Origin of the sequence: Sediminicola arcticus (assembly GCF_040566695.1) — a bacterium.
Taxonomy (GTDB): domain Bacteria; phylum Bacteroidota; class Bacteroidia; order Flavobacteriales; family Flavobacteriaceae; genus Sediminicola; species Sediminicola arcticus.
The window spans coordinates 447769-467981 of sequence record NZ_JBEXAE010000003.1 but is presented as its reverse complement, the minus strand read 5'-3'; the positions used below and the strand labels follow the sequence as shown (position 1 = coordinate 467981).

Below are 20213 nucleotides of genomic sequence, written 5' to 3'. Positions count from 1 at the left end.
AGGCTAAAAATATTTATTTTTGCTTTTTCTGAAATTGTATCACATAGAGTACCAAGATACTTATAAAAGCTAATGTTAGTAAGGTTGATTCTAGTGGCCAATGTAGGATTTTAAATAAAAATCCTACTAGAATAAAGAACATAGAAACTCTTAATGGAATACTCAGAATTTTTTTATTGTTCTCCATAATTATTGGTTTTATAGGTTATTTCATATTACCTTGATGTTCGCTTTTAATCCTTCCATAATACCCAAAATGTTGTTTACTGTTTCTTTTAAGTAATATTTTATAACAACGTGTGGAATTCTAATGGTTGTAAATCCATTTTTAAAAGAATGCATAGCCTCTTCTAAATCATTAATGGCCTGTTCATGAGTAATCATACTGTATTCTGTGTCTATTTCTATATTGAGTTTTACCCTAGAGATAGCTATATCTACAGATTTTTTTCCATCCCACCATTCTAACATAGGATGAACTCCTGCATTTTTAAGACCGTAATACAATTGTACGGCTTCAACAGGGGTATTATTTTTATGGATTAATTTTCTTAATTGAACAAAGTGCTTATCACAAAGTTCAACTCCTAAGATGTCCATGGAATTTTTATGGTCAATATAACTTAGTTCTTTTTTACACTGTAAGCAGGTCATTAAATAGGTCAATTAAGGTTCGGGATTAGTATAACCGTAATTTTTTAGGAATATTATCTGGAATTGTCAACTTTTAGATGAACTGCAAAATTTTAGACGAACTACATTGTTTATGATCGTTTTAATACGTTAGGCACGGGTTTAAGACCAATTTGATTAGCAGTAATTTGAAATGAAAAATAACTAGAAATCTCCTCATTATACGGAAATTCACTTATTTGTGAATTTTAGGTTCATTATATGTACTTTTAATTTTTATATAAATAATATGTTCCCCATGAAGTGTAAATTTACTCTATGCTTAGTTCTTCTAACATTATTCCTCAATTGTAAAGAGAAGCCGAAACCAAAAAATCAAGAGCTACCTATTTCTAAAGCCCCTTTTTTAACCTTGTCTGAGGCAAATAGGCTGGCAGAATTACCTTTAAACTGTCTGCAGGTTGAGTATCCTAACAAACTAGGACAAACCTTAAACGACTCTACTCATTTAAAAAATCCAAAAGCCTTACATCCTTCATTTTATGGTTGTTTTGATTGGCATTCGTCTGTTCACGGGCATTGGTCCTTGGTCTCATTGCTAAAGCAATTTCCTGACTTGGGTAAGGCAGCTTTGATTCGTGAAACACTTACAGAATCATTATCAGGTGAAAATATTGCACAAGAAATGGCCTATTTTGAAATGGCAGGAAATATTTCTTTTGAACGCACCTATGGATGGGCCTGGATATTAAAGCTAGCTCAAGAATTACATACTTGGGACGACCCCATGGCGAAAGAATTGGAATATAATCTAGAGCCCCTAACAAGATTTATTGTTGCCTCCTATGAATCGTTCTTGCCAAAATTAATTTATCCTAGTAGGGTAGGGGAACATTCCAATACAGCTTTTGGACTCTCCTTGGCTTGGGATTATGCAGTTGCTATAAATGATGTTTTGTTAATGCAGTCGATTAAAGACGGCGTAGACCGATTTTATACCAATGATCAGGGTTGCCCTATAGAGTGGGAACCAAGCGGGTTTGATTTTCTTTCTCCTTGCTTGGAGGAAATTAACCTTGTTCGTAAAGTATATGCCAAGGAGGCTTTCAAGAAATGGTTGGATGCTTTTATGCCACAATTGGGAGATCCTAGTTTTAAATTGGAACCAGGTAAAGTAGCCGATAGAACCGATGGTAAGCTGGTACATCTTGACGGGCTTAATTTTAGTAGAGCTTGGTGTTTATATGGAATCGCTGAAACCCTGCCAGAATACGGTCATTTAAAGAATATAGCCAATGCCCACATCAATTATTCTCTTCCGAATATAGTTGACAATAATTATGAAAGCACACATTGGTTGGGCACCTTTGCTCTCTATTCTTTAAATAAAACCAAGTAATATGTTTAAAAATATTGGTCCTGGAGTATTAGTGGCAGCGGCATTTATAGGTCCAGGGACAGTCACTGCTTGCACTTTGGCTGGGGTGCAGTTTGGTTTCTCCTTGTTATGGGCAATGCTGCTTTCTATAGTTGCGACCATTGTACTTCAGGAAATGTCGGCAAGGTTGGGCATTATTACCCAGAAAGGCCTTGCAGATGTCATTAAAGAACAAATCCAAATTCCATTGTTCCGTAATTTGGTAATTGGGATAATCCTAGGGGCTATTGTCATTGGAAATACGGCTTACGAAGGGGGGAACATAGGCGGGGCCACCTTGGGCCTCGAAGCTATTTTTGGTAGTGGATACATTGCCTATTATCCATTTATTGTAGGAGCCATAGCGTTTTGTTTATTGTATTTTGGAAATTATAAAATATTGGAAAAAGTATTGGTCACCTTAGTGATTATTATGAGCCTTTCTTTTTTACTGACTGCTATCATCACTAAACCCAATATTCTGGAAGTATTGAAGGGTATGTTGGTTCCATCTATGCCAGAAAACAGCATTTTTACCTTAATAGCATTGGTGGGGACAACCGTAGTTCCTTATAATTTGTTTTTACATGCTTCTCTGGTTAGTGAAAAATGGAAATCTAAGGAAGATTTAAAAGCTGCTAGAAAGGATACTTTCATATCCATTACCTTGGGAGGCTTTGTTTCCATGGCTATTATCATTGCAGCTACCACCATTCCTAAAGGGGATGTCTCTTCGGTGTTGGATTTAGCCAAAGGTCTTGAACCATTGTATGGTAATGGGGCCCGGTATTTTATGGGAATAGGGTTATTCGCTGCAGGAATCACTTCTGCAATAACGGCTCCCCTGGCTGCTGCCTATGTCGTAAACAGTTGTTTTGGGTGGAAAGCAGGTCTGAAAGATCTAAAATTTAAATTGGTGTGGATGGCTATTATAGTTTTAGGCGTCCTTTCATTGACATTTGGAATTACTCCATTAGAAATTATTCAATTCGCACAGGTAACCAACGGTATTCTATTACCCGTCATAGCCATTTTTTTATTGTGGGTGGCCAATAAAGTAGCTCTCATGGGTTCCTATAAAAATTCAAGGTTACAAAATGTATTGGCTATTTTTATAATTTTATTGGTGATAGTGCTGGGAATGAAGAGTATTTTAAAGGTAATTGGACTTTTTTAGATGGAAAAAAACTATATAGACATCAATTGTGACGTTGGTGAAGGCATAGGAAATGAAGAAAGTTTGTTTCCTTATATTTCCTCCTGTAATATTGCTTGCGGTGGTCATGCAGGTGATAAAGAGTCCATGAAAAGAGTAGTTGTTTTGGCTAAAAAGGAACAAGTGAAAATTGGGGCACATCCTTCTTATCCAGATAAAAAAAATTTTGGACGGGTATCTCTATCAATGCCCATTGAACTATTGAAAAGTTCTATTGGGGAGCAGGTATCTGCCTTGGTTTCTATTTTGCAAACCGAAGGGATAGCTCTACATCATATAAAAGCGCACGGAGCATTGTACAATGATATTGCCAAGGACAGGGCTTTGGCCATCGTTTTTTTGGATGCTGTAAAGCAGTTTAAGGAAGGGTCACATATTTATGCACCATATGGATCTGTTTTGGAGGAGGAAGGCTTAAAGCGTGGTTTTAAAGTATTGGTGGAAGCTTTTGGGGACCGAAACTATAATTCAGACCTCACTTTGGTATCTAGAAGTACTCCAAAAGCCGTTATCCACAATCCCGTTGAAGTCTTAAATCATATCACTACTATGGTGAAGAATAAGGTAGTAAACACCTTAAATGGGACAGAGCAAAAGATGGATGCGAAAACCTATTGTATTCATGGAGATACCCCTTCGGCATTACAAATATTAATGTATCTTTCAAATGAATTGCCCAAACAACAGATCTATTTAATATCGTGAACTCTTATACAATTTCCATTCGTCCTTTTGGGGATTTTGCTGTACTCGTAGAATGGCCCAATAAAGTTGAAGAACAGATCTTGAACGATATCCTTCATTTCACTAAGCATTTAAAGGAGAACCATTTGAATGAAAAGGAATGGGAAATGGTCCCTGCCTACAACTCTTTGGCCCTAATTCATCGGGCAGGAAAAATCGATTATAAGTCATTCAGCAAAGAACTGAAAGAATGGTATTCCCAAAAATTAGGAGATCATCATGTAGAGAAATACCTATGGGAACTGCCAGTGTGTTATGAAGGGAATTTTGCCGCTGATATAAAGGAGGTGGGCGAAAAACTGACCATGACACCATCAGAAGTAGTTTCCCTGCATACAAAACATACATATACCGTTTATGGTATCGGTTTTCTACCAGGTTTTATGTACTTGGGCGGATTACCTCCATCCCTAGAAATCGTTAGGAGAGAAACCCCTAGGCTAAACGTTGAAAAAGGTTCTGTAGGACTAGCCGGACAACAAACAGGAATTTATCCACAAGAATCTCCAGGAGGATGGAATATTATCGGGAATTGTCCAGTTCCATTATTTAATAAGGACAATGAAAATCCTTGTTTTGTAAATGTTGGGGATAAGATTAAGTTTTATGCCATTACCAAGGGAGAGTTCGACCTACTTAAATTACAGGGAGAAGTGGGGATTTATAAATTGAAAAAAACTAAGATGGATGCTTAAGTTTATAAAGTCTGGGTTTTTTACTACGGTACAAGATTTGGGAAGGTTCAATTACAGAAATAAAGGGGTGCCCGTTAGTGGGGTAATGGACTCTTTTACCTATGCCATGCTCAACATGTTGTTGGAAAATGATAAAAAGGCAGCGGTTTTGGAAATTACCATGACAGGCCCAACCCTAGAATTTGAGTTAGATACCTATATCACAGTAGGAGGTGCTGAACTCTCCGTGAGCTTAAACGAAAAGCCTATAAAACATTTCAAAGTTCATAAGGTTTTTGCTGGGGATAAACTTTCTTTTGGAAAATTAGAACATGGATGGAGGGCATATCTTGCAATCAAAGGTGGTTTTAAACCTCCGCTTGTTTTAGGAAGTAGATCCTATTACAAACCCTTGACCATTTCTTCAAGAATTAAGGATTATGATGAAATACCCTATGAAGAGTGTAAAAGTTTTGACCCTAAAATACAAGAACTTAAACCACATACGTTATTAAAAGAAACAGTTTTGGAGGTTTTTGAGGGTCCAGAATATAGATTATTGACAGACCAGCAACTAGAAGTTTTGTTCAGTGGGGAATTTACAGTAGCCAAGGAAAATAACCGAATGGCATATCAGCTCAATGAAGCCATTGATATCCATTCCATTTCCATGTTAACCTCGGCGACGCTTCCAGGAACAATTCAACTGACCCCTTCAGGGAAATTGATCATTTTAATGAAAGACGGTCAGACCACCGGGGGATACCCCCGTATTTTCCAACTTTCCGAAAAGGCGATTTCCATTCTTTCCCAAAAGCGATATGGGGATCATCTTTCTTTTAAATTGATATAGAAAATTACACCTTTTTGTAGACTTCTTCAAACGGCACCCTAAATCTGGGGCCATAGATGCCATTTTCATCCCTTACCCCACATCCAATAACCATTGTGATTTCAGCTCCATAAGGTAGTCCTAACATTCTTTTTACCATGTTGGTGTCGCTTCCTTCCATAGGACATGTGTCATATCCAATTGCGGCCATACTCAACATAAAGTTTTGTGCTGCCAAACCAGCACTTTTATGGGCTACAATTCTCATGTCAGAATTTCGGACCTGTTTGTACATGGGTTTAAAAAGCCCTATACTATTAAAAATTACGTACCTAACAGCACCTAAAATGCCTAAAAATTCTGTATAAAGACTAGGAATTAATTTGGAGTAGTAGTTTAAGGCAAATTTTTCCCTTTTGGTGAGGTCTTCCTTTTTTTTGTTTCCAAAACTTTTATTTAAAAAATCTAGGTTTGCCTTCGCCCTCTCACTCCAAAGATCTCTTCTGGCCACTACCACGACTATTTGTTTGGCTGTTTTAGCTGCATTTTGGTCTAAACATGCTTTAGTCATTTCCAAACGCACCTCTTTAGAAGTTATATGGTAAAATTCCCATAATTGTAGATTACTGCTAGTGGGGGCGAGCGTTGCATTTTTAATGCATTGTACAACCTTGTCATCATCCAATTCAACAGTATCATTAAAAATACGTACAGAACGCCTATAATTGATTGCTTCGGTAACTGATTTTTCCATTGTTTGGTTTTAAAGTAGAGTTTTCAACTTTTTTGCAAATTTGATAGGCAATGAGTAGGGAGGATATCTAAAAGGGACATCTAACCAGGTAGCCCTATTTACAATAGGTTTATGGTGAGAGAAAAGGTCGAAGCTAATTTTTCCATGGTAAGCACCAATGCCACTTGCTCCAACACCCCCAAAAGGCAATTTCTTATTAGCTACTTGTATAACGGTATCATTAATTGCACCTCCACCAAAACTATATTTTTGTATAATTCTATTTTGAAAGGCTTTGTTGTTCGAAAAAACATAGGTAGCTAAGGGTTTACCGTATCTTTGAACAACCTTATGGATATCATCTTCACTTTCATAGGAAAGAATGGGCAGTATAGGCCCAAAGATTTCACCTTGCATTAATTTACTATCTAATTGGGGATCATTCACTAAGGTGGGCGATATATAATTATCTTCCGGATCGGTTTCGCCCCCAAAGAGGATGTCCTCTCCTATAAGCATATCCTTCAAATTATTGAAATGGCTATTACTCACTGTTCGCGCATAATCTGTTGACTTTTTTATATCTTCTCCGTACGATACTTTGATCATTTTAATTAAAGTGGCTGTAAAATCTTCTTTTTTTGATTTATGGACTAAAATATAATCAGGAGCAATACACGTTTGTCCAGCGTTTAAAAATTTGCCCCAACATATTCTTTTTGCTGCAAGGTCTAATGAACTGCTCTCATCTACAATGCAAGGATTTTTTCCTCCTAGTTCTAATGTGACCGGAGTCAGATGTTTGGCTGCGCTTTCATAAACAATTTGTCCTACCCTTGTGCTTCCCGTAAAAAATATATAATCCCATCTCTCTTTCAAGAGTTCTTGTGATTCCTTAACGCCCCCTTCAATTACCGCCACATGTTCTATGGGGAATACAGCGTCTAGGATACTCTTAATTATTTTCGAGGTGTTCGGAGTTGCTTCAGAAGGCTTAACCACCACGGTATTTCCTGCAGCAACCGCTGCTACCAGAGGTAAAAGGGCCAGTTGGAATGGATAATTCCAAGGTGCAATGATCAGGATGGTGCCGAAAGGCTCTTTATATATTTTGTCAGTAGAAGGGAAATTCAGCCATGAAGAGGAGACACTTTTCGGTCGTGCCCAGGAAGATAGTTTTTTTAATACCAAATTTAATTCCGCTAACACAAACTGTGTTTCGGTAGCCAAAGTCTCAAAATGAGGTTTCTTAAAATCGGCATAAATAGCATCGCAAATGGCATCCTCACGAGCAATGATTTCCTTTCGGAGCTTTTCTAATGCCTTTTTTCTAAACGCTAGGTCTTTGGTTTCTTGTGTCAAAAAAAAATTGCGCTGTCCTTGGATGGTTTCAGAAATGGTCGTGTTCATATCAAAAAGTAATAAAAATATAGGGCTTTATTTCGAGTAGAAGGAAATAGCAGTACAAGCTAATCAAAAAATTCAATTTGAAGGAATTCAGAAATTACCTTTTACAAGTTTTTATGCTTTCTACCCTATTATTGAGCCTTAATTGAATACATTAAGAGATGTTTGCGTATTAATATAATTGTTGGATATGATACAAGTTGGGTGTTCAAAATACTGGCTATCAATAGTATAGATGCTTTATACCGTTATTGAATTTGAACCGTGGAGCTTTGTAAAAATTTGGTGGTATATGAAACATTTATCTTTGAATAGTAGAAGATTTATCTGAAAAATTAAGAATAGCAATAAAAAATTTAATGGAGCTCAACAAATACAGTAAGAACGTAACTCAAGATCCTACCCAACCAGCTGCCCAGGCCATGCTACACGCTATTGGTCTTACCGATGATGACCTAAAAAAACCACTTATAGGAATTGGAAGCACCGGCTATGAAGGCAATCCTTGTAACATGCATTTAAATGATTTATCCAAACATGTTAAAGAGGGTGTAAATGCTGGAGGTGCTGTTGGTTTAATATTCAACACTATTGGAGTAAGTGATGGTATTTCCATGGGAACCTATGGTATGCGTTATTCATTGCCTTCAAGGGATATTATTGCAGATTCTATGGAAACAGTAGTTCAGGCCATGAATTATGATGGTTTGGTAACTGTTGTGGGTTGTGATAAAAATATGCCTGGAGCCTTAATGGCCATGATAAGGCTAGATAGACCATCTATATTAGTCTATGGGGGCACCATAGCTTCAGGCTGTCTTAATGGCAAGAAGTTAGACGTGGTTTCTGCATTTGAAGCATGGGGGGAGAAGGTGGCAGGAACCATGAATGAAGAAGATTATAAAAGCGTTATCCATAATGCCTGCCCTGGAGCAGGAGCTTGTGGGGGTATGTATACTGCAAATACCATGGCCTCGGCCATTGAAGCTTTGGGCATGGCCATGCCCTACAACTCATCCAATCCAGCTACAGGAACTGAAAAGAAAGATGATTGTATCAATTCAGGGAAGGCGTTACAGAATTTATTGGAAAAGGACATCAAGCCTAGTGATATTATAACCAGAAAATCTTTTGAAAATGCCATTCGTTTGGTAACCGTACTAGGTGGATCAACTAATGCTGTACTACACTTTTTAGCTATCGCCAAGGCTGCAGATATCGTTTTTATGTTGGATGATTTTCAAAAAATTAGTGATACTACCCCATTTTTGGCTGATTTGAAGCCAAGTGGCAAGTATTTGATGGAAGATGTTCACCGCGTAGGTGGAATTCCTGCGGTAATGAAATTTATGCTAGAAAACGGAATGCTTCATGGCGATTGCTTAACGGTTACTGGAAAAACTATAGCAGAAAATCTAGCCGAAGTACCAAGCTTATCTGAAGGACAAGACGTTATAAGACCATTGGATAATCCCATAAAACCAACTGGACATATTAGGATATTATACGGTAACCTTGCGGAAGAGGGGTCCGTTGCCAAAATAACAGGAAAGGAAGGGTTGTATTTTTCCGGACCTGCTAAGGTATACGATGGTGAATTTTTGGCCAATGATGGAATTAGGAACGGTGAGGTAAGTAAAGGTGAAGTGGTAGTAATACGTTACGAAGGCCCAAAAGGTGGACCTGGTATGCCAGAGATGTTAAAACCAACAGCAGCGATTATGGGAGTTGGTCTTGGAAAGGATGTGGCATTGATCACAGATGGAAGATTTTCTGGAGGGACCCATGGATTTGTTGTGGGGCACGTTTCACCGGAAGCTCAAGACGGAGGAACAATAGGACTTTTAAAAGATGGTGATATCATTACCATTGATGCAGAAAAGAACAGTATTAGCGTAGATCTATCGGATGATGAAATTAAAGCTAGAAAGGCAAAATGGAAACAACCATCCTTAAAAGTAAGTAAAGGTAGTTTGTATAAATACGCAAAAACGGTTTCTTCTGCCTCCCAAGGTTGTGTTACCGATGAATTTTAAACTAGTGTTTAATTAAAATTTCCCTTAACACTTCAGTAGAAAAGAGGGATGGGTATAAGCCTATGGAAACAGTAAAAGAGAAAAAGATGCCGGCACAGAAGAAGGCTACCATTAAGATAAGCGGAGCTGAGGCCATAATTCATTGTTTGCTGGCGGAAGGTGTGGATTTGATTTATGGTTATCCAGGTGGGGCCATAATGCCCGTGTACGATGAATTATATAAGTTTCAAGATAAATTGACTCATATACTTACACGCCACGAGCAGGGGGCAACCCATGCCGCACAAGGATATGCAAGAGTATCTGGAAAAGTTGGGGTGGCTATAGCAACATCAGGTCCTGGAGCCACAAATTTAGTGACTGGTTTGGCAGATGCACAGATAGATTCTACTCCCATGGTTTGTATTACAGGTCAGGTAGCCCGACATTTATTGGGATCCGATGCTTTTCAGGAAACCGACATAATTGGGATTTCTACCCCAGTGACCAAATGGAATTATCAAGTGACCGAGGCTTCTGAAATCCCAGAAATATTAGCAAAAGCTTTTTATATCGCAAAATCGGGGCGTCCAGGGCCAGTGCTCATAGATATTACAAAAAATGCCCAGTTCGAGGAATTTGATTTCAGTTATGAACCTTGTAAAGCAGTAAGGAGCTACAATCCTTTTCCAAAACCAGATATGAAGGCTATAGAAGCTGCCTCTAAATTGATCAATGAAGCTAAAAAGCCTTATATCATATTTGGCCAAGGCGTCATTTTAGGCGAAGCGGAGGAGCAATTAAAGGCATTGGTTGAAAAATCAGGTATTCCTGCAGCATGGACCATTTTAGGACTTTCTGCAATGGATACAGACCATCCACTAAACGTGGGAATGGTAGGAATGCATGGTAATTATGGCCCCAATGTGTTGACAAATGAATGTGATTTGCTAATAGCCATTGGAATGCGTTTTGATGATAGGGTCACGGGAAATTTAGAGACCTATGCAAAACAGGCCAAAGTTATTCACTTTGAGATTGATCCATCGGAAATAAATAAGAATGTAAAGGCAGATGTAGGGGTATTGGGCAATGCAAGAGATAGTCTAGTGCTTTTACTGCCCTTGATCAAGAAAAACACACATGAATCTTGGCATCAGGAATTCAAGAAACTGTATCAAATAGAATTTGATACAGTTATCAATAAAGATATCCATCCCACAAAGACTGGGTTAACCATGGGTGAAGTTATTGAACAGATCAATATTGCTTCTAAACATAAGGCGGTTATTGTATCTGATGTGGGACAGCACCAAATGATTGCGTGTAGATACGCAAAATTCAATCAATCAAAGAGTAATATTACTTCCGGAGGACTTGGTACAATGGGATTTGCATTACCAGCTGCAATAGGTGCCAAAATGGGCGCTATGGATAGAGAAGTGGTTGCAATAATCGGGGATGGAGGATATCAAATGACAATTCAGGAATTGGGTACCATATTTCAGAACAAGACCCCTGTTAAAATAGTGGTTTTGAACAATGAACATTTGGGTATGGTACGCCAATGGCAGGAGTTGTTTTTTGAAAAGAGATATGCATCTACCGTAATGACCAACCCAGATTTTGTAAAGATTGCAGAGGGATACGATATCAAGGCAAAAAGAGTAACAGAACGCAAAGATCTTGCCGCTGTTGTTGCAGAAATGATAGCATCAAAAGACGCCTTTTTTTTAGAGGTAAAAGTGGAACAGGAGGATAATGTATTTCCTATGATTCCAACAGGAGCCTCGGTTTCAGATATCAGACTGAAATAGAGCAGGGGATCAATTAAATTAAAGTAGGTAGTTTATTTGAAGGATTAAGAAATAGCATATGGAAAAAGAATGGTTCACCATATCAGTATATTCAGAAAACAATGTTGGTTTATTGAATAGAATATCTGGAATATTTTTGAAGAGACATATTAATATAGAAAGTTTAAACGTTTCAAAATCAGAAATTGAAGGTATTTCAAAATTTACAATTGTGGTTTATACAACTCAGGAGTGGGTTCGTAAAATTGTAGGGCAGATTGAAAAGCAGATCGAAGTAATTAAGGCCTTTTATCACACCGATGAGGAAACCATATATCAAGAATCCGCCCTATTCAAAATTGCCTCACGGTTATTGTTCGATGAACGACATATACAAAATATCATTAAAGACAATAATGCTCAGATTGTAACCGTTTCTAGGGACTTTTTTGTCTTGGCAAAATCTGGCAGACGAGCAGAGGTAGACGAAATGTACAGTCAGTTAAAGCCTCATGGTATTATGCAGTTCGTGCGCTCTGGAAGAATTGCGGTGTCCAAAGCAGAAATGCAAATCTCTGCCCTGTTGGAGGAATTTCAAACAATAAATAAATAATCAATAAATATATATCCCCTATTTACAAAGGGATTAAAACGAATTTAGAAAATGGCAAATTATTTTAATACACTTTCTTTAAGAGATCAACTGACTCAATTGGGTAAATGTAGGTTCATGCAATCTGCAGAATTCTCTGAAGGTGTATCCGCATTAAAGGGTAAGAAGATTGTAATTGTAGGTTGTGGGGCCCAAGGGCTTAACCAAGGTTTGAACATGAGGGACTCTGGTTTGGCTATTTCCTACACGCTAAGGGCTGCAGCTATTAAAGAACAACGCCAATCCTATAAAAATGCGAAAGAAAATGGATTTAATGTTGGGACCTATGAAGAATTGGTTCCTACTGCCGATGTTGTGGTAAACCTTACTCCAGATAAACAACATACCAGTGTGGTATCTTCAATAATGCCCTTAATGAAAAAGGGGGCTACCTTATCTTATTCCCATGGTTTTAATATTGTAGAGGAAGGGATGCAGATTCGTGAGGATCTCACCGTTATCATGGTAGCACCTAAGTGCCCAGGATCTGAAGTTCGTGAAGAATACAAAAGAGGTTTTGGGGTGCCAACCCTTATTGCCGTGCACCCTAACAATGATCCAGAAGGAAAAGGATTGGTTCAAGCCAAGGCATATGCAGTATCAACTGGTGGACATAAGGCAGGAGTTTTAGAGTCTTCATTTGTTGCTGAGGTAAAATCCGACTTAATGGGGGAACAAACCATTTTATGTGGGTTGTTGCAAACTGGATCTATTCTTTGCTTTGACAAAATGGTAGAGAAAGGGATAGATAAGGGCTATGCATCTAAATTGATTCAATACGGTTGGGAAACAGTAACTGAGGGTTTAAAATACGGGGGAATCACCAATATGATGGACCGTTTGTCTAACCCTGCAAAAATAAAAGCCTTTGAACTTTCAGAGGAGTTAAAAGATATTATGCGTCCCTTGTTCAACAAGCACATGGATGATATTATGAGCGGACATTTTTCCAAAACCATGATGGAGGATTGGGCTAATGATGATAAAAATTTACACGCTTGGAGGGCTGCCACAGGAGAAACGGCATTTGAAAAGACCCCGGCTGGATCTGATAAAATTTCTGAACAGGATTTTTATGACCACGGTGTATTAATGATAGCTATGGTAAGGGCTGGGGTTGAATTAGCATTTGAGTCAATGACAGCTTCCGGAATCATTGCAGAATCTGCTTATTATGAATCCTTACATGAGACTCCTTTAATTGCCAATACCATTGCTAGAAAGAAGTTGTTTGAAATGAACAGAGTAATTTCAGATACTGCAGAGTACGGTTGCTATCTGTTCGATCATGCCTGTAAGCCTTTGTTGAAAGACTTTATGAAAAAAGTAGATACTGATGTTATAGGTAAAAATTATGGCGAAGGTAAGGGTAATGGAGTGGACAATGCAAAATTGATTGTAGTGAACAAGACTTTAAGAAACCACCCTGTTGAAGTAATAGGAAATCACTTGCGTGCTTCTATGACGGCGATGAAACGAATTGTATAGGTTGAGTTGAATTAGTTTATACGCCGTTTCGCAGTGGTGCACTTAATACATGTATTAAGAAAGCCCGACTGCGATTCATTTAAACCATATCCCTAGGCTATGGCAAACTTAAAAATATAGTAAACCCGTTTCCTATATTTTCTCAAAATTTTAGATATAAAAAAGACTTCCAAAACATTAAAGCAATTTGTGGCTGAAATATTAGGACAGGTTTACGACATGACCCATTTTGAATACTCTGAAAAATCGAGCAAAGAGAATACTACCGCTATCGTGGGGATTCAATTGAAAAGTCCTAAAGACTTGGAACCACTTATTTCAAGAATAAAGGGAAAAAACTTTTTTGGGGAGTATCTCAATGACAAATCAGATCTATTTCAATACCTAATATAGACACTGAATAAATATATATAATCAAATGAGATAACTTCAATCGATTTCGTAGTAGTTTAGGGAAAAGTATTGGATTGTATTCTAAAATTTAAAGATGTATTTTATTAACTTCGTTAGCCTGAAATATCCACTTTCAATCTAGATTTCCTTAAAAATTTAACAATTATGAGTAAAAAGTCCAGTATACCTGCAGAATTTGAAATTACAAATGTACTACATCACAATACCTATTTGATAGATGGGGAACTAAGGAAATGGGAAGGAAATTCTACTGAAGTTTTTTCCACGATATCATCCACTGAAATCTATAAACCAACTTTATTGGGAAGTATACCCGATATGGATGAAGAGGCTGCCCTTAATGCATTAGGAGGTGCTTTAAAAGCATATGATCAAGGACGAGGGGCTTGGCCAACCATGAGAATCGGCGAACGAATTGAATGCATGGAAAAATTCGTCAAAAAAATGGAGGCCAAAAGAAATGAGGTTGTGAAATTGTTGATGTGGGAAATTGGAAAATCGCTTCCAGATTCAGAAAAGGAATTTGATCGTACCGTGGATTATATTTATGATACTATTGAGGATTACAAGCAATTAGATAGGGATGCTGCAAAATTTAAAAAACAGGATGGTGTATATGCCCATATCAGAAGGGGACCATTGGGCGTAGTTCTTTGTTTAGGGCCTTACAATTATCCACTAAATGAGACCTTCGCTTTGTTGATCCCCGCCATTATCATGGGCAACACTACAATTTTTAAACCAGCTAAACATGGCGTATTGCTCATCACACCTTTATTGGAGGCCTTTAGATCCAGTTTTCCTAAGGGAGTGGTTAATATTATTTTTGGGCGAGGAAGAACGGTAGCAAGTCCCATTATGAAAACAGGAAAAGTAGATGTGCTTGCCTTGATTGGGAATAGTAAATCTGCTAATGCGCTCCAAGAACAACATCCAAAAAGTAACAGATTGAGATTGGTATTGGGACTTGAAGCAAAAAACCCAGCTATAATACTTCCTGATGCCGATATGGACCTTACCCTAGATGAATGTATCGCTGGGACACTATCGTTCAATGGACAGCGTTGTACAGCGTTAAAAGTGGTATATGTTCATGAGGATATAAGAGAAGAATTCAACAAACGTTTTGCCGAAAAGGTAGATGAATTAAAATTTGGAAATCCTTGGGAAAAAGGAGTTAAACTCACACCATTACCAGAGTCTGAAAAACCCGCCTATATACAAGAGTTGATAGATGATGCGCTTTCTAAAGGCGCAAAAATATTGAATAAAAAAGGAGGTCAGCATTCCGATAATTTTATTTGGCCAGCCGTGTTGTATCCGGTAACCAAGGACATGAGGGTTTATCAAGAAGAACAGTTTGGACCAGTTATTCCTATACTTTCCTTTAAAGACATCGAAGAACCTTTAGATGATATGGCTGCCTCTAATTATGGACAGCAGGTAAGTTTGTTTGGAAAAGATGTTTATGCTTTGGCTCCATTGATAGACACCTTGGTAAATTTGGTATGTAGGGTTAATTTAAACAGTTCATGTCAGCGTGGACCAGATGTCTACCCCTTTACAGGACGAAAGGATTCTGCCCAATCAACGTTGAGTGTACATGATGCTTTACGTTCCTTTTCTATACGAACTTTTGTTGCCAGTAAAGACAATGCATTGAACAATGAGATTCTTGAAAAGTTACTAGATTCTAAGCTTTCCAATTTTATAAGTACAGATTATATCCTTTAGTGATTAAAATAGACAATACACTAAAGGTCTATTGAAACATAGAGATAGCAATATGGAAATTGAAACCCTTGTAACCGATATTTCGGTCATAAGGGTTTTTTAATGAAGTACTTTAAAAAGTAAGGTCATTGGATTTTCATCGTCCAAGTAGTTTCATGTTCTTTTGATTTCCTACCTGTATGTTTTATTAACAATCTTTTTTTGTTGCTTCAAGGCAATGAGGATCAAACCCCAAATGTCATTTTAATTTCCAAGGGATACTCATTATTTCTTAACTATTCGAGACTTTTTCATCAATTTCATGAGATATAGCAAGGGTATTAAGTGACATATATAGGGTAAAAATGAATAGGAGAATAGATAAGGACGATTGTAATTTTGTAATGCAGAAAGAGTAGTGTTTTTTTGAAAATTGGATAAAAGAAATACGCTTGATTTTTAACCAGAGAAATAAAATATATGAATATAAAAACATCTAATAAAAAAGCCTTGATCGCCTTGGCAATTGGAGGTTTCGGCATAGGGATGACAGAGTTTGTCATCATAGGCATCTTACCCGATGTGGCAAATGCCCTTAGTATTACTATTCCACAAGCAGGTCATTTTATTGCGGCTTATGCTTTGGGCGTTGTGGTAGGCGCTCCCTTATTTACTAGTATTGGAGGAAAATGGCCTGCACATAAGGTATTATTAGTCTTAATGCTTTGGTTTACAGTATTTAACACGTTATCTGCATTTTCCGATAGTTATTCTATATTGCTGGTTTCTAGATTCTTATCCGGATTACCGCACGGGGCATTTTTTGGGATAGGTGCGGTTGTTGCGGGAAAGCTGGCCAAGCCAGGCAAAACAGCTTCTGCAATTGCAACGATGTTTGCTGGTCTGACCATCGCAAATGTCATAGGTGTTCCCATTGGGACATATTTTGGTCACCATTTTGATTGGAGTGTTTCCTTTTTGTTAGTAGGATTGGTTGGTATTTTGGCTATGTTGAGTGTATATTTTTGGATGCCAACGCTGTCCAAATCCTCCACTAGAGGATTTAAAAAGGATATAAAAGTCTTCAAACGTACGGAACTATGGATACTTATACTCCTTACTACTATTGGAACAGGAGGGTTTTTTGCATGGTACAGTTATATTGCACCCTTGATCACCAAAGTATCAGGTTACCCTGAGAGTATGGTAGGTTATGCCATGATCATTGCCGGTTTGGGGATGGTTGTAGGGAATTTTCTTGGAGCTAAATTAACAGAAAAACTAGCGCCTATGAAGGCTATTATTGTCAGTTTGTCTTTAATGGTATTAGTACTTATAGTGAATACTTTTGTTGCACAGAATCCTATCGCAATATTGGTGCTGACATTCTTTATAGGGATTATAGCTTTCAGTGTGGCCACGCCTTTGCAAATGGCTATTATAAAAGCGTCCAAAGGTTCTGAGATGTTGGGCTCGTCCATGAATCAAAGTGCCTTTAATATGGGAAATGCTTCGGGAGCTTATTTGGCAGGACTACCCATAGCTATGGGGTACGGTTTTACGTCTGCTAGTTTTGTAGGTGCTGGTTTGGCAGGATCGGGAATTATAATAGCCGTGGCTATTGTGTGGAGTAAAAGAGAACAACTAATTAAAGAAGAGAAACGTAAAATTGCCTTTAATAATTGAGGATATTATCCAAAATTTAAGTCAAATTAAAACCCTCGTGTCCTAATGTTTAGGTACGAGGATTTTTTTATTTATTAAGCTTGGGATTAGGTTGCACTATAGCCTTACTCGCTTATTCGTAAAGTCTACACGTTTTTAGCTAACCAATTCCCAACCTCACTAGTTTTGAAAGATTTCCCGCCATCTGCCAAATCTTCGGTTACATACCCTAGTTCCAAAGATTTGTTAACTGCATCACGAATGGCCTTAGCCTCTTCTGTGAGGTTGAAATCCTCGAACATCATAGCTGCCGATAATACTGTGGCCAAGGGATTGGCAATATCTTTCCCAGCCGCCTGTGGATAAGATCCGTGGATTGGTTCGTATAATTTTGTTTTGGTCCCAACGGAAGCCGAAGGCATTAAGCCCATAGAGCCTGAAATAACAGAGGCCTCATCGGTAAGAATGTCGCCAAAAAGATTTTCGGTAATCAAAACATCATAGGAGTTTGGCCATTGTACCAGGCGCATGGCTACGGCATCCACAAATTCATAGGATACGGTAACCTCTGGATAGTCCTTTTCCATCGCTTGGACGGTTTCCCTCCATAAACGTGAAGTTTCTAACACATTGGCCTTATCCACACAGCATAATTTTTTGGTACGCGTCATAGCCAATTCAAATCCTTTTTTGGCAAGGCGTTGCACCTCATGCCTTTTATAAGTACAGGTATCAAATGCAGTGTCGCCATTGTCCAATCTACCCCTTTCACCGAAATAGATACCACTGGTTAATTCCCTCAAGAAGATTAGATCAGTGCCTTCAATGCGTTCCCGTTTTAAGGGTGATTTATCAATTAGGGAAGGAAAGGTAAAAGTTGGCCTTACATTGGCAAATAAGCCCAATTTTTGTCGCATTTTAAGCAAACCTTGTTCTGGACGTACCTTTGCGGAAGGGTCGTTATCGAACCGTGGATGTCCTATGGCTCCAAAAAGAACTGCATCCGCAGCCAAACAGATCTCATGGGTTTCATCTGGATAGGGTTCGCCAACGGCATCAATAGCTGCTGCACCGGTAAGAGCAGGCGTCCAAATAATCTCATGGTTATACTTGTCGGCTATGGCATTACATACTTTTACGGCCTGGTCTATTACTTCTGGTCCAATTCCATCTCCTGCTAAAAGAGCGATATTTAATTTCATTTGATTGTATTTATAGTTTTTATTGCGCTAATAGGTGCCATTAGGCATTATATAATATTCAACATTTTTTCTGTGGCTTTTATAGCCGATACGGTTTGGTCGGAATCCAATCCTCTCGTGGTAAATTCTTTGTTGTTGTGTTCCCAGGTGATGAGGGTTTCACAAAGGGCATCGGAATTACTTCCCGGCGGAATTCTGACCGCATAATCTACCAAATTAGGCAGGCTAATTTTTTTTGTGCGATATACCTTTCTCAAGGCATTCATAAAAGCATCGAACTGCCCGTCTCCCTGGGCGTGTTCTTCAAAAGACTCTCCATTAATTTCTACAGCCAAGGACGTAGAAGGTTGTAGTCCTTTGGAATGGGTAAGGACATACGATTTTACAAATACTTTTTGCTGTAGTGATCCACTATCTAAAACATCGGAAATAATATATGGGAGATCCTCCTTGGTTACCCTTTCCTTTTTGTCACCTAATTCTATGATGCGTTGGGTCACTTTTTTTAGTTCCTCATCGTTCAAGGTCAACCCCAATTCTTGCAAATTCTTTTGGATATTGGCTTTCCCAGAGGTTTTACCCAGAGCATATTTGCGCTTTCTTCCAAAGCGTTCCGGGAGCAAATCATTGAAATACAGGTTTTTTTTACTATCCCCATCGGCATGGATTCCAGCAGTTTGTGTAAATACATTGTCTCCAACTATAGGTTTATTGGCAGGGATTCCAAAACCTGTAAAGGCAGACACCAATTTACTTACTTTAAAGAGGGATGGCTCTTTAATTGCTATTTCTATCTCTGGTAAAAAATCGTTAATCACGGCGACAACACTTGCCATTGGTGCATTTCCTGCTCGTTCACCCATACCGTTGACCGTAAGGTGTAATCCGTGGCACCCTGCCTTAATTGCTTCCATGACATTGGCAACACTTAAGTCATAATCGTTATGGCCATGAAAATCAAAATGTAGTTTTGGATATTTTTTAACAATCTGTTCTATGAAACTATAGGTTTCATAATGGGTCAATACCCCCAAGGTATCGGGAAGCATTATTCGTTTTACAGGTTGGGTGGATAAAAATTCCAGATATTGGAAAACATATTCCGGAGAATTCCTCATACCATTGCTCCAGTCCTCAAGATAAACGTTGGTTTCAATGCCTAGTTTTTTAGCTTTGGTTATAGTTTCAGATATTTCGGAAAAATGCTGCTCAGGTGATTTCTTGAGTTGATGAGTCAAATGGTTTAAAGAGCCTTTGGTTAATAGATTCTGCACTTTTGCGCCAGCAGATTCCATCCATTTTAAAGAGACCCCATGATCAACAAACGTCAGTACTTCAACCCGGTCCAAATAGCCTTTTTCAAGCGCCCAAAAGGTGATCTGCTGAACCGATTGTAGTTCTCCTTCAGACACCCTGGCTGAGGCCACTTCTATCCGATCTACTTGCAGTTCTTCCAATAAGAGTTTGGCCAAAGTAAGCTTTTCAGATACCGAAAATGAAACTCCGGAAGTCTGTTCCCCATCTCTTAAGGTGGTATCCATTATTTCAACCTTTCTCTTTTTCATCTAATGAGTGCTCAGCTATTTTAGTAAAGACCCAATCAAAAAAATAG

At 38.3% G+C, this 20213-nt stretch carries 17 protein-coding genes; 12 read left to right on the top strand and 5 right to left on the bottom strand.

Annotation, left to right across the window (positions count from 1 at the left end):
- Positions 1-210: 210 nt before the first annotated feature.
- Entirely contained in the window at positions 211-654 is a 444-nt protein-coding gene (locus ABXZ36_RS08805) for a hypothetical protein (protein ID WP_354615141.1), read from the bottom strand.
- Positions 655-931: 277 nt separating this feature from the next.
- Between ABXZ36_RS08805 and ABXZ36_RS08800 the strand changes: the two genes are divergently transcribed.
- From ABXZ36_RS08800 to ABXZ36_RS08780, 5 genes are read left to right on the top strand one after another with little or no spacing between them, the layout of a single operon-like run.
- Entirely contained in the window at positions 932-2032 is a 1101-nt protein-coding gene (locus tag ABXZ36_RS08800; protein WP_435602294.1) for a DUF2891 domain-containing protein, read from the top strand.
- Between the two features lies 1 nt (position 2033).
- A complete protein-coding gene (locus tag ABXZ36_RS08795) occupies positions 2034-3227 on the top strand; it encodes an Nramp family divalent metal transporter (RefSeq protein WP_354615139.1) in 1194 nt (397 codons plus the stop codon).
- A complete protein-coding gene (gene pxpA / locus ABXZ36_RS08790; protein WP_354615138.1) occupies positions 3228-3971 on the top strand; it encodes a 5-oxoprolinase subunit PxpA in 744 nt (247 codons plus the stop codon).
- On the top strand, positions 3968-4705 hold the full coding sequence (gene pxpB, locus ABXZ36_RS08785; RefSeq protein ID WP_354615137.1) for a 5-oxoprolinase subunit PxpB: 738 nt from the start codon (positions 3968-3970) through the stop codon (positions 4703-4705). The genes pxpA and pxpB overlap by 4 nt, the downstream gene beginning before the upstream one ends.
- Positions 4698-5537 carry a 5-oxoprolinase subunit C family protein gene (locus ABXZ36_RS08780; protein ID WP_354615136.1) on the top strand — a complete coding sequence of 280 codons (840 nt, stop codon included), beginning with the start codon at positions 4698-4700 and terminating at the stop codon, positions 5535-5537. Before pxpB ends, ABXZ36_RS08780 begins: the two co-directional genes overlap by 8 nt.
- 4 nt (positions 5538-5541) lie before the next feature.
- On the opposite strand, the gene ABXZ36_RS08775 is transcribed toward ABXZ36_RS08780, so the two are convergent.
- On the bottom strand, positions 5542-6270 hold the full coding sequence (locus ABXZ36_RS08775) for a nitroreductase family protein (RefSeq protein WP_354615135.1): 729 nt from the start codon (positions 6268-6270) through the stop codon (positions 5542-5544).
- A 9-nt stretch (positions 6271-6279) separates the two neighbouring features.
- Positions 6280-7659 carry an aldehyde dehydrogenase gene (locus ABXZ36_RS08770; protein ID WP_354615134.1) on the bottom strand — a complete coding sequence of 460 codons (1380 nt, stop codon included), beginning with the start codon at positions 7657-7659 and terminating at the stop codon, positions 6280-6282.
- A 356-nt stretch (positions 7660-8015) separates the two neighbouring features.
- Between ABXZ36_RS08770 and ilvD the strand changes: the two genes are divergently transcribed.
- The 7 genes from ilvD (at position 8016) to ABXZ36_RS08735 (ending at position 17420) form a co-directional block, all read left to right on the top strand.
- Complete coding sequence (gene ilvD, locus ABXZ36_RS08765) at positions 8016-9692, top strand: dihydroxy-acid dehydratase (protein WP_354615133.1); 1677 nt, start codon at positions 8016-8018, stop codon at positions 9690-9692.
- A gap of 62 nt (positions 9693-9754) precedes the next feature.
- Positions 9755-11488, top strand: a complete 1734-nt coding sequence (gene ilvB, locus ABXZ36_RS08760) for a biosynthetic-type acetolactate synthase large subunit (RefSeq protein WP_354615132.1) — start codon at positions 9755-9757, stop codon at positions 11486-11488.
- 58 nt (positions 11489-11546) lie between these two features.
- Positions 11547-12080: an acetolactate synthase small subunit gene (gene ilvN / locus ABXZ36_RS08755; protein WP_354615131.1), complete on the top strand. Its 534-nt coding sequence runs from the start codon at positions 11547-11549 to the stop codon at positions 12078-12080.
- 51 nt (positions 12081-12131) lie between these two features.
- Positions 12132-13607 carry a ketol-acid reductoisomerase gene (gene ilvC, locus ABXZ36_RS08750; RefSeq protein ID WP_354615130.1) on the top strand — a complete coding sequence of 492 codons (1476 nt, stop codon included), beginning with the start codon at positions 12132-12134 and terminating at the stop codon, positions 13605-13607.
- Positions 13608-13754: 147 nt separating this feature from the next.
- The gene (locus ABXZ36_RS08745) at positions 13755-14000 is read left to right on the top strand and encodes a hypothetical protein (RefSeq protein ID WP_435602319.1); all 246 of its coding nucleotides are present in this window, start codon (positions 13755-13757) and stop codon (positions 13998-14000) included.
- Positions 14001-14165: 165 nt separating this feature from the next.
- Complete coding sequence (locus ABXZ36_RS08740) at positions 14166-15755, top strand: NADP-dependent glyceraldehyde-3-phosphate dehydrogenase (protein WP_354615129.1); 1590 nt, start codon at positions 14166-14168, stop codon at positions 15753-15755.
- Positions 15756-16214: 459 nt separating this feature from the next.
- Positions 16215-17420, top strand: a complete 1206-nt coding sequence (locus ABXZ36_RS08735) for an MFS transporter (RefSeq protein WP_354615128.1) — start codon at positions 16215-16217, stop codon at positions 17418-17420.
- Between the two features lie 125 nt (positions 17421-17545).
- Here the strand turns inward: ABXZ36_RS08735 and leuB are convergent, their stop codons facing one another.
- Both leuB and ABXZ36_RS08725 read right to left on the bottom strand, forming a co-directional pair.
- Positions 17546-18601 carry a 3-isopropylmalate dehydrogenase gene (gene leuB / locus ABXZ36_RS08730; protein WP_354615127.1) on the bottom strand — a complete coding sequence of 352 codons (1056 nt, stop codon included), beginning with the start codon at positions 18599-18601 and terminating at the stop codon, positions 17546-17548.
- A gap of 47 nt (positions 18602-18648) precedes the next feature.
- Positions 18649-20166 (bottom strand): hydroxymethylglutaryl-CoA lyase-like TIM-barrel protein, encoded by a 1518-nt coding sequence (locus tag ABXZ36_RS08725; RefSeq protein ID WP_354615126.1) that lies wholly within the window; start codon positions 20164-20166, stop codon positions 18649-18651.
- Positions 20167-20213: the final 47 nt, after the last annotated feature.

Bases quoted from the DNA above. Each gene is read 5' to 3' on its own strand.
- ABXZ36_RS08775 (WP_354615135.1), bottom strand. From the start codon at position 6,270: ATGGAAAAATCAGTTACCGAAGCAATCAATTATAGGCGTTCTGTACGT.
- ABXZ36_RS08735 (WP_354615128.1), top strand. From the start codon at position 16,215: ATGAATATAAAAACATCTAATAAAAAAGCCTTGATCGCCTTGGCAATT.
- ilvC (WP_354615130.1), top strand. From the start codon at position 12,132: ATGGCAAATTATTTTAATACACTTTCTTTAAGAGATCAACTGACTCAA.
- pxpA (WP_354615138.1), top strand. From the start codon at position 3,228: ATGGAAAAAAACTATATAGACATCAATTGTGACGTTGGTGAAGGCATA.
- ABXZ36_RS08725 (WP_354615126.1), bottom strand. From the start codon at position 20,166: ATGAAAAAGAGAAAGGTTGAAATAATGGATACCACCTTAAGAGATGGG.
- ilvB (WP_354615132.1), top strand. From the start codon at position 9,755: ATGGAAACAGTAAAAGAGAAAAAGATGCCGGCACAGAAGAAGGCTACC.
- ABXZ36_RS08800 (WP_435602294.1), top strand. From the start codon at position 932: ATGAAGTGTAAATTTACTCTATGCTTAGTTCTTCTAACATTATTCCTC.
- ABXZ36_RS08795 (WP_354615139.1), top strand. From the start codon at position 2,034: ATGTTTAAAAATATTGGTCCTGGAGTATTAGTGGCAGCGGCATTTATA.
- ABXZ36_RS08805 (WP_354615141.1), bottom strand. From the start codon at position 654: ATGACCTGCTTACAGTGTAAAAAAGAACTAAGTTATATTGACCATAAA.
- ilvN (WP_354615131.1), top strand. From the start codon at position 11,547: ATGGAAAAAGAATGGTTCACCATATCAGTATATTCAGAAAACAATGTT.
- ABXZ36_RS08740 (WP_354615129.1), top strand. From the start codon at position 14,166: ATGAGTAAAAAGTCCAGTATACCTGCAGAATTTGAAATTACAAATGTA.
- leuB (WP_354615127.1), bottom strand. From the start codon at position 18,601: ATGAAATTAAATATCGCTCTTTTAGCAGGAGATGGAATTGGACCAGAA.
- ABXZ36_RS08780 (WP_354615136.1), top strand. From the start codon at position 4,698: ATGCTTAAGTTTATAAAGTCTGGGTTTTTTACTACGGTACAAGATTTG.
- ilvD (WP_354615133.1), top strand. From the start codon at position 8,016: ATGGAGCTCAACAAATACAGTAAGAACGTAACTCAAGATCCTACCCAA.
- ABXZ36_RS08770 (WP_354615134.1), bottom strand. From the start codon at position 7,659: ATGAACACGACCATTTCTGAAACCATCCAAGGACAGCGCAATTTTTTT.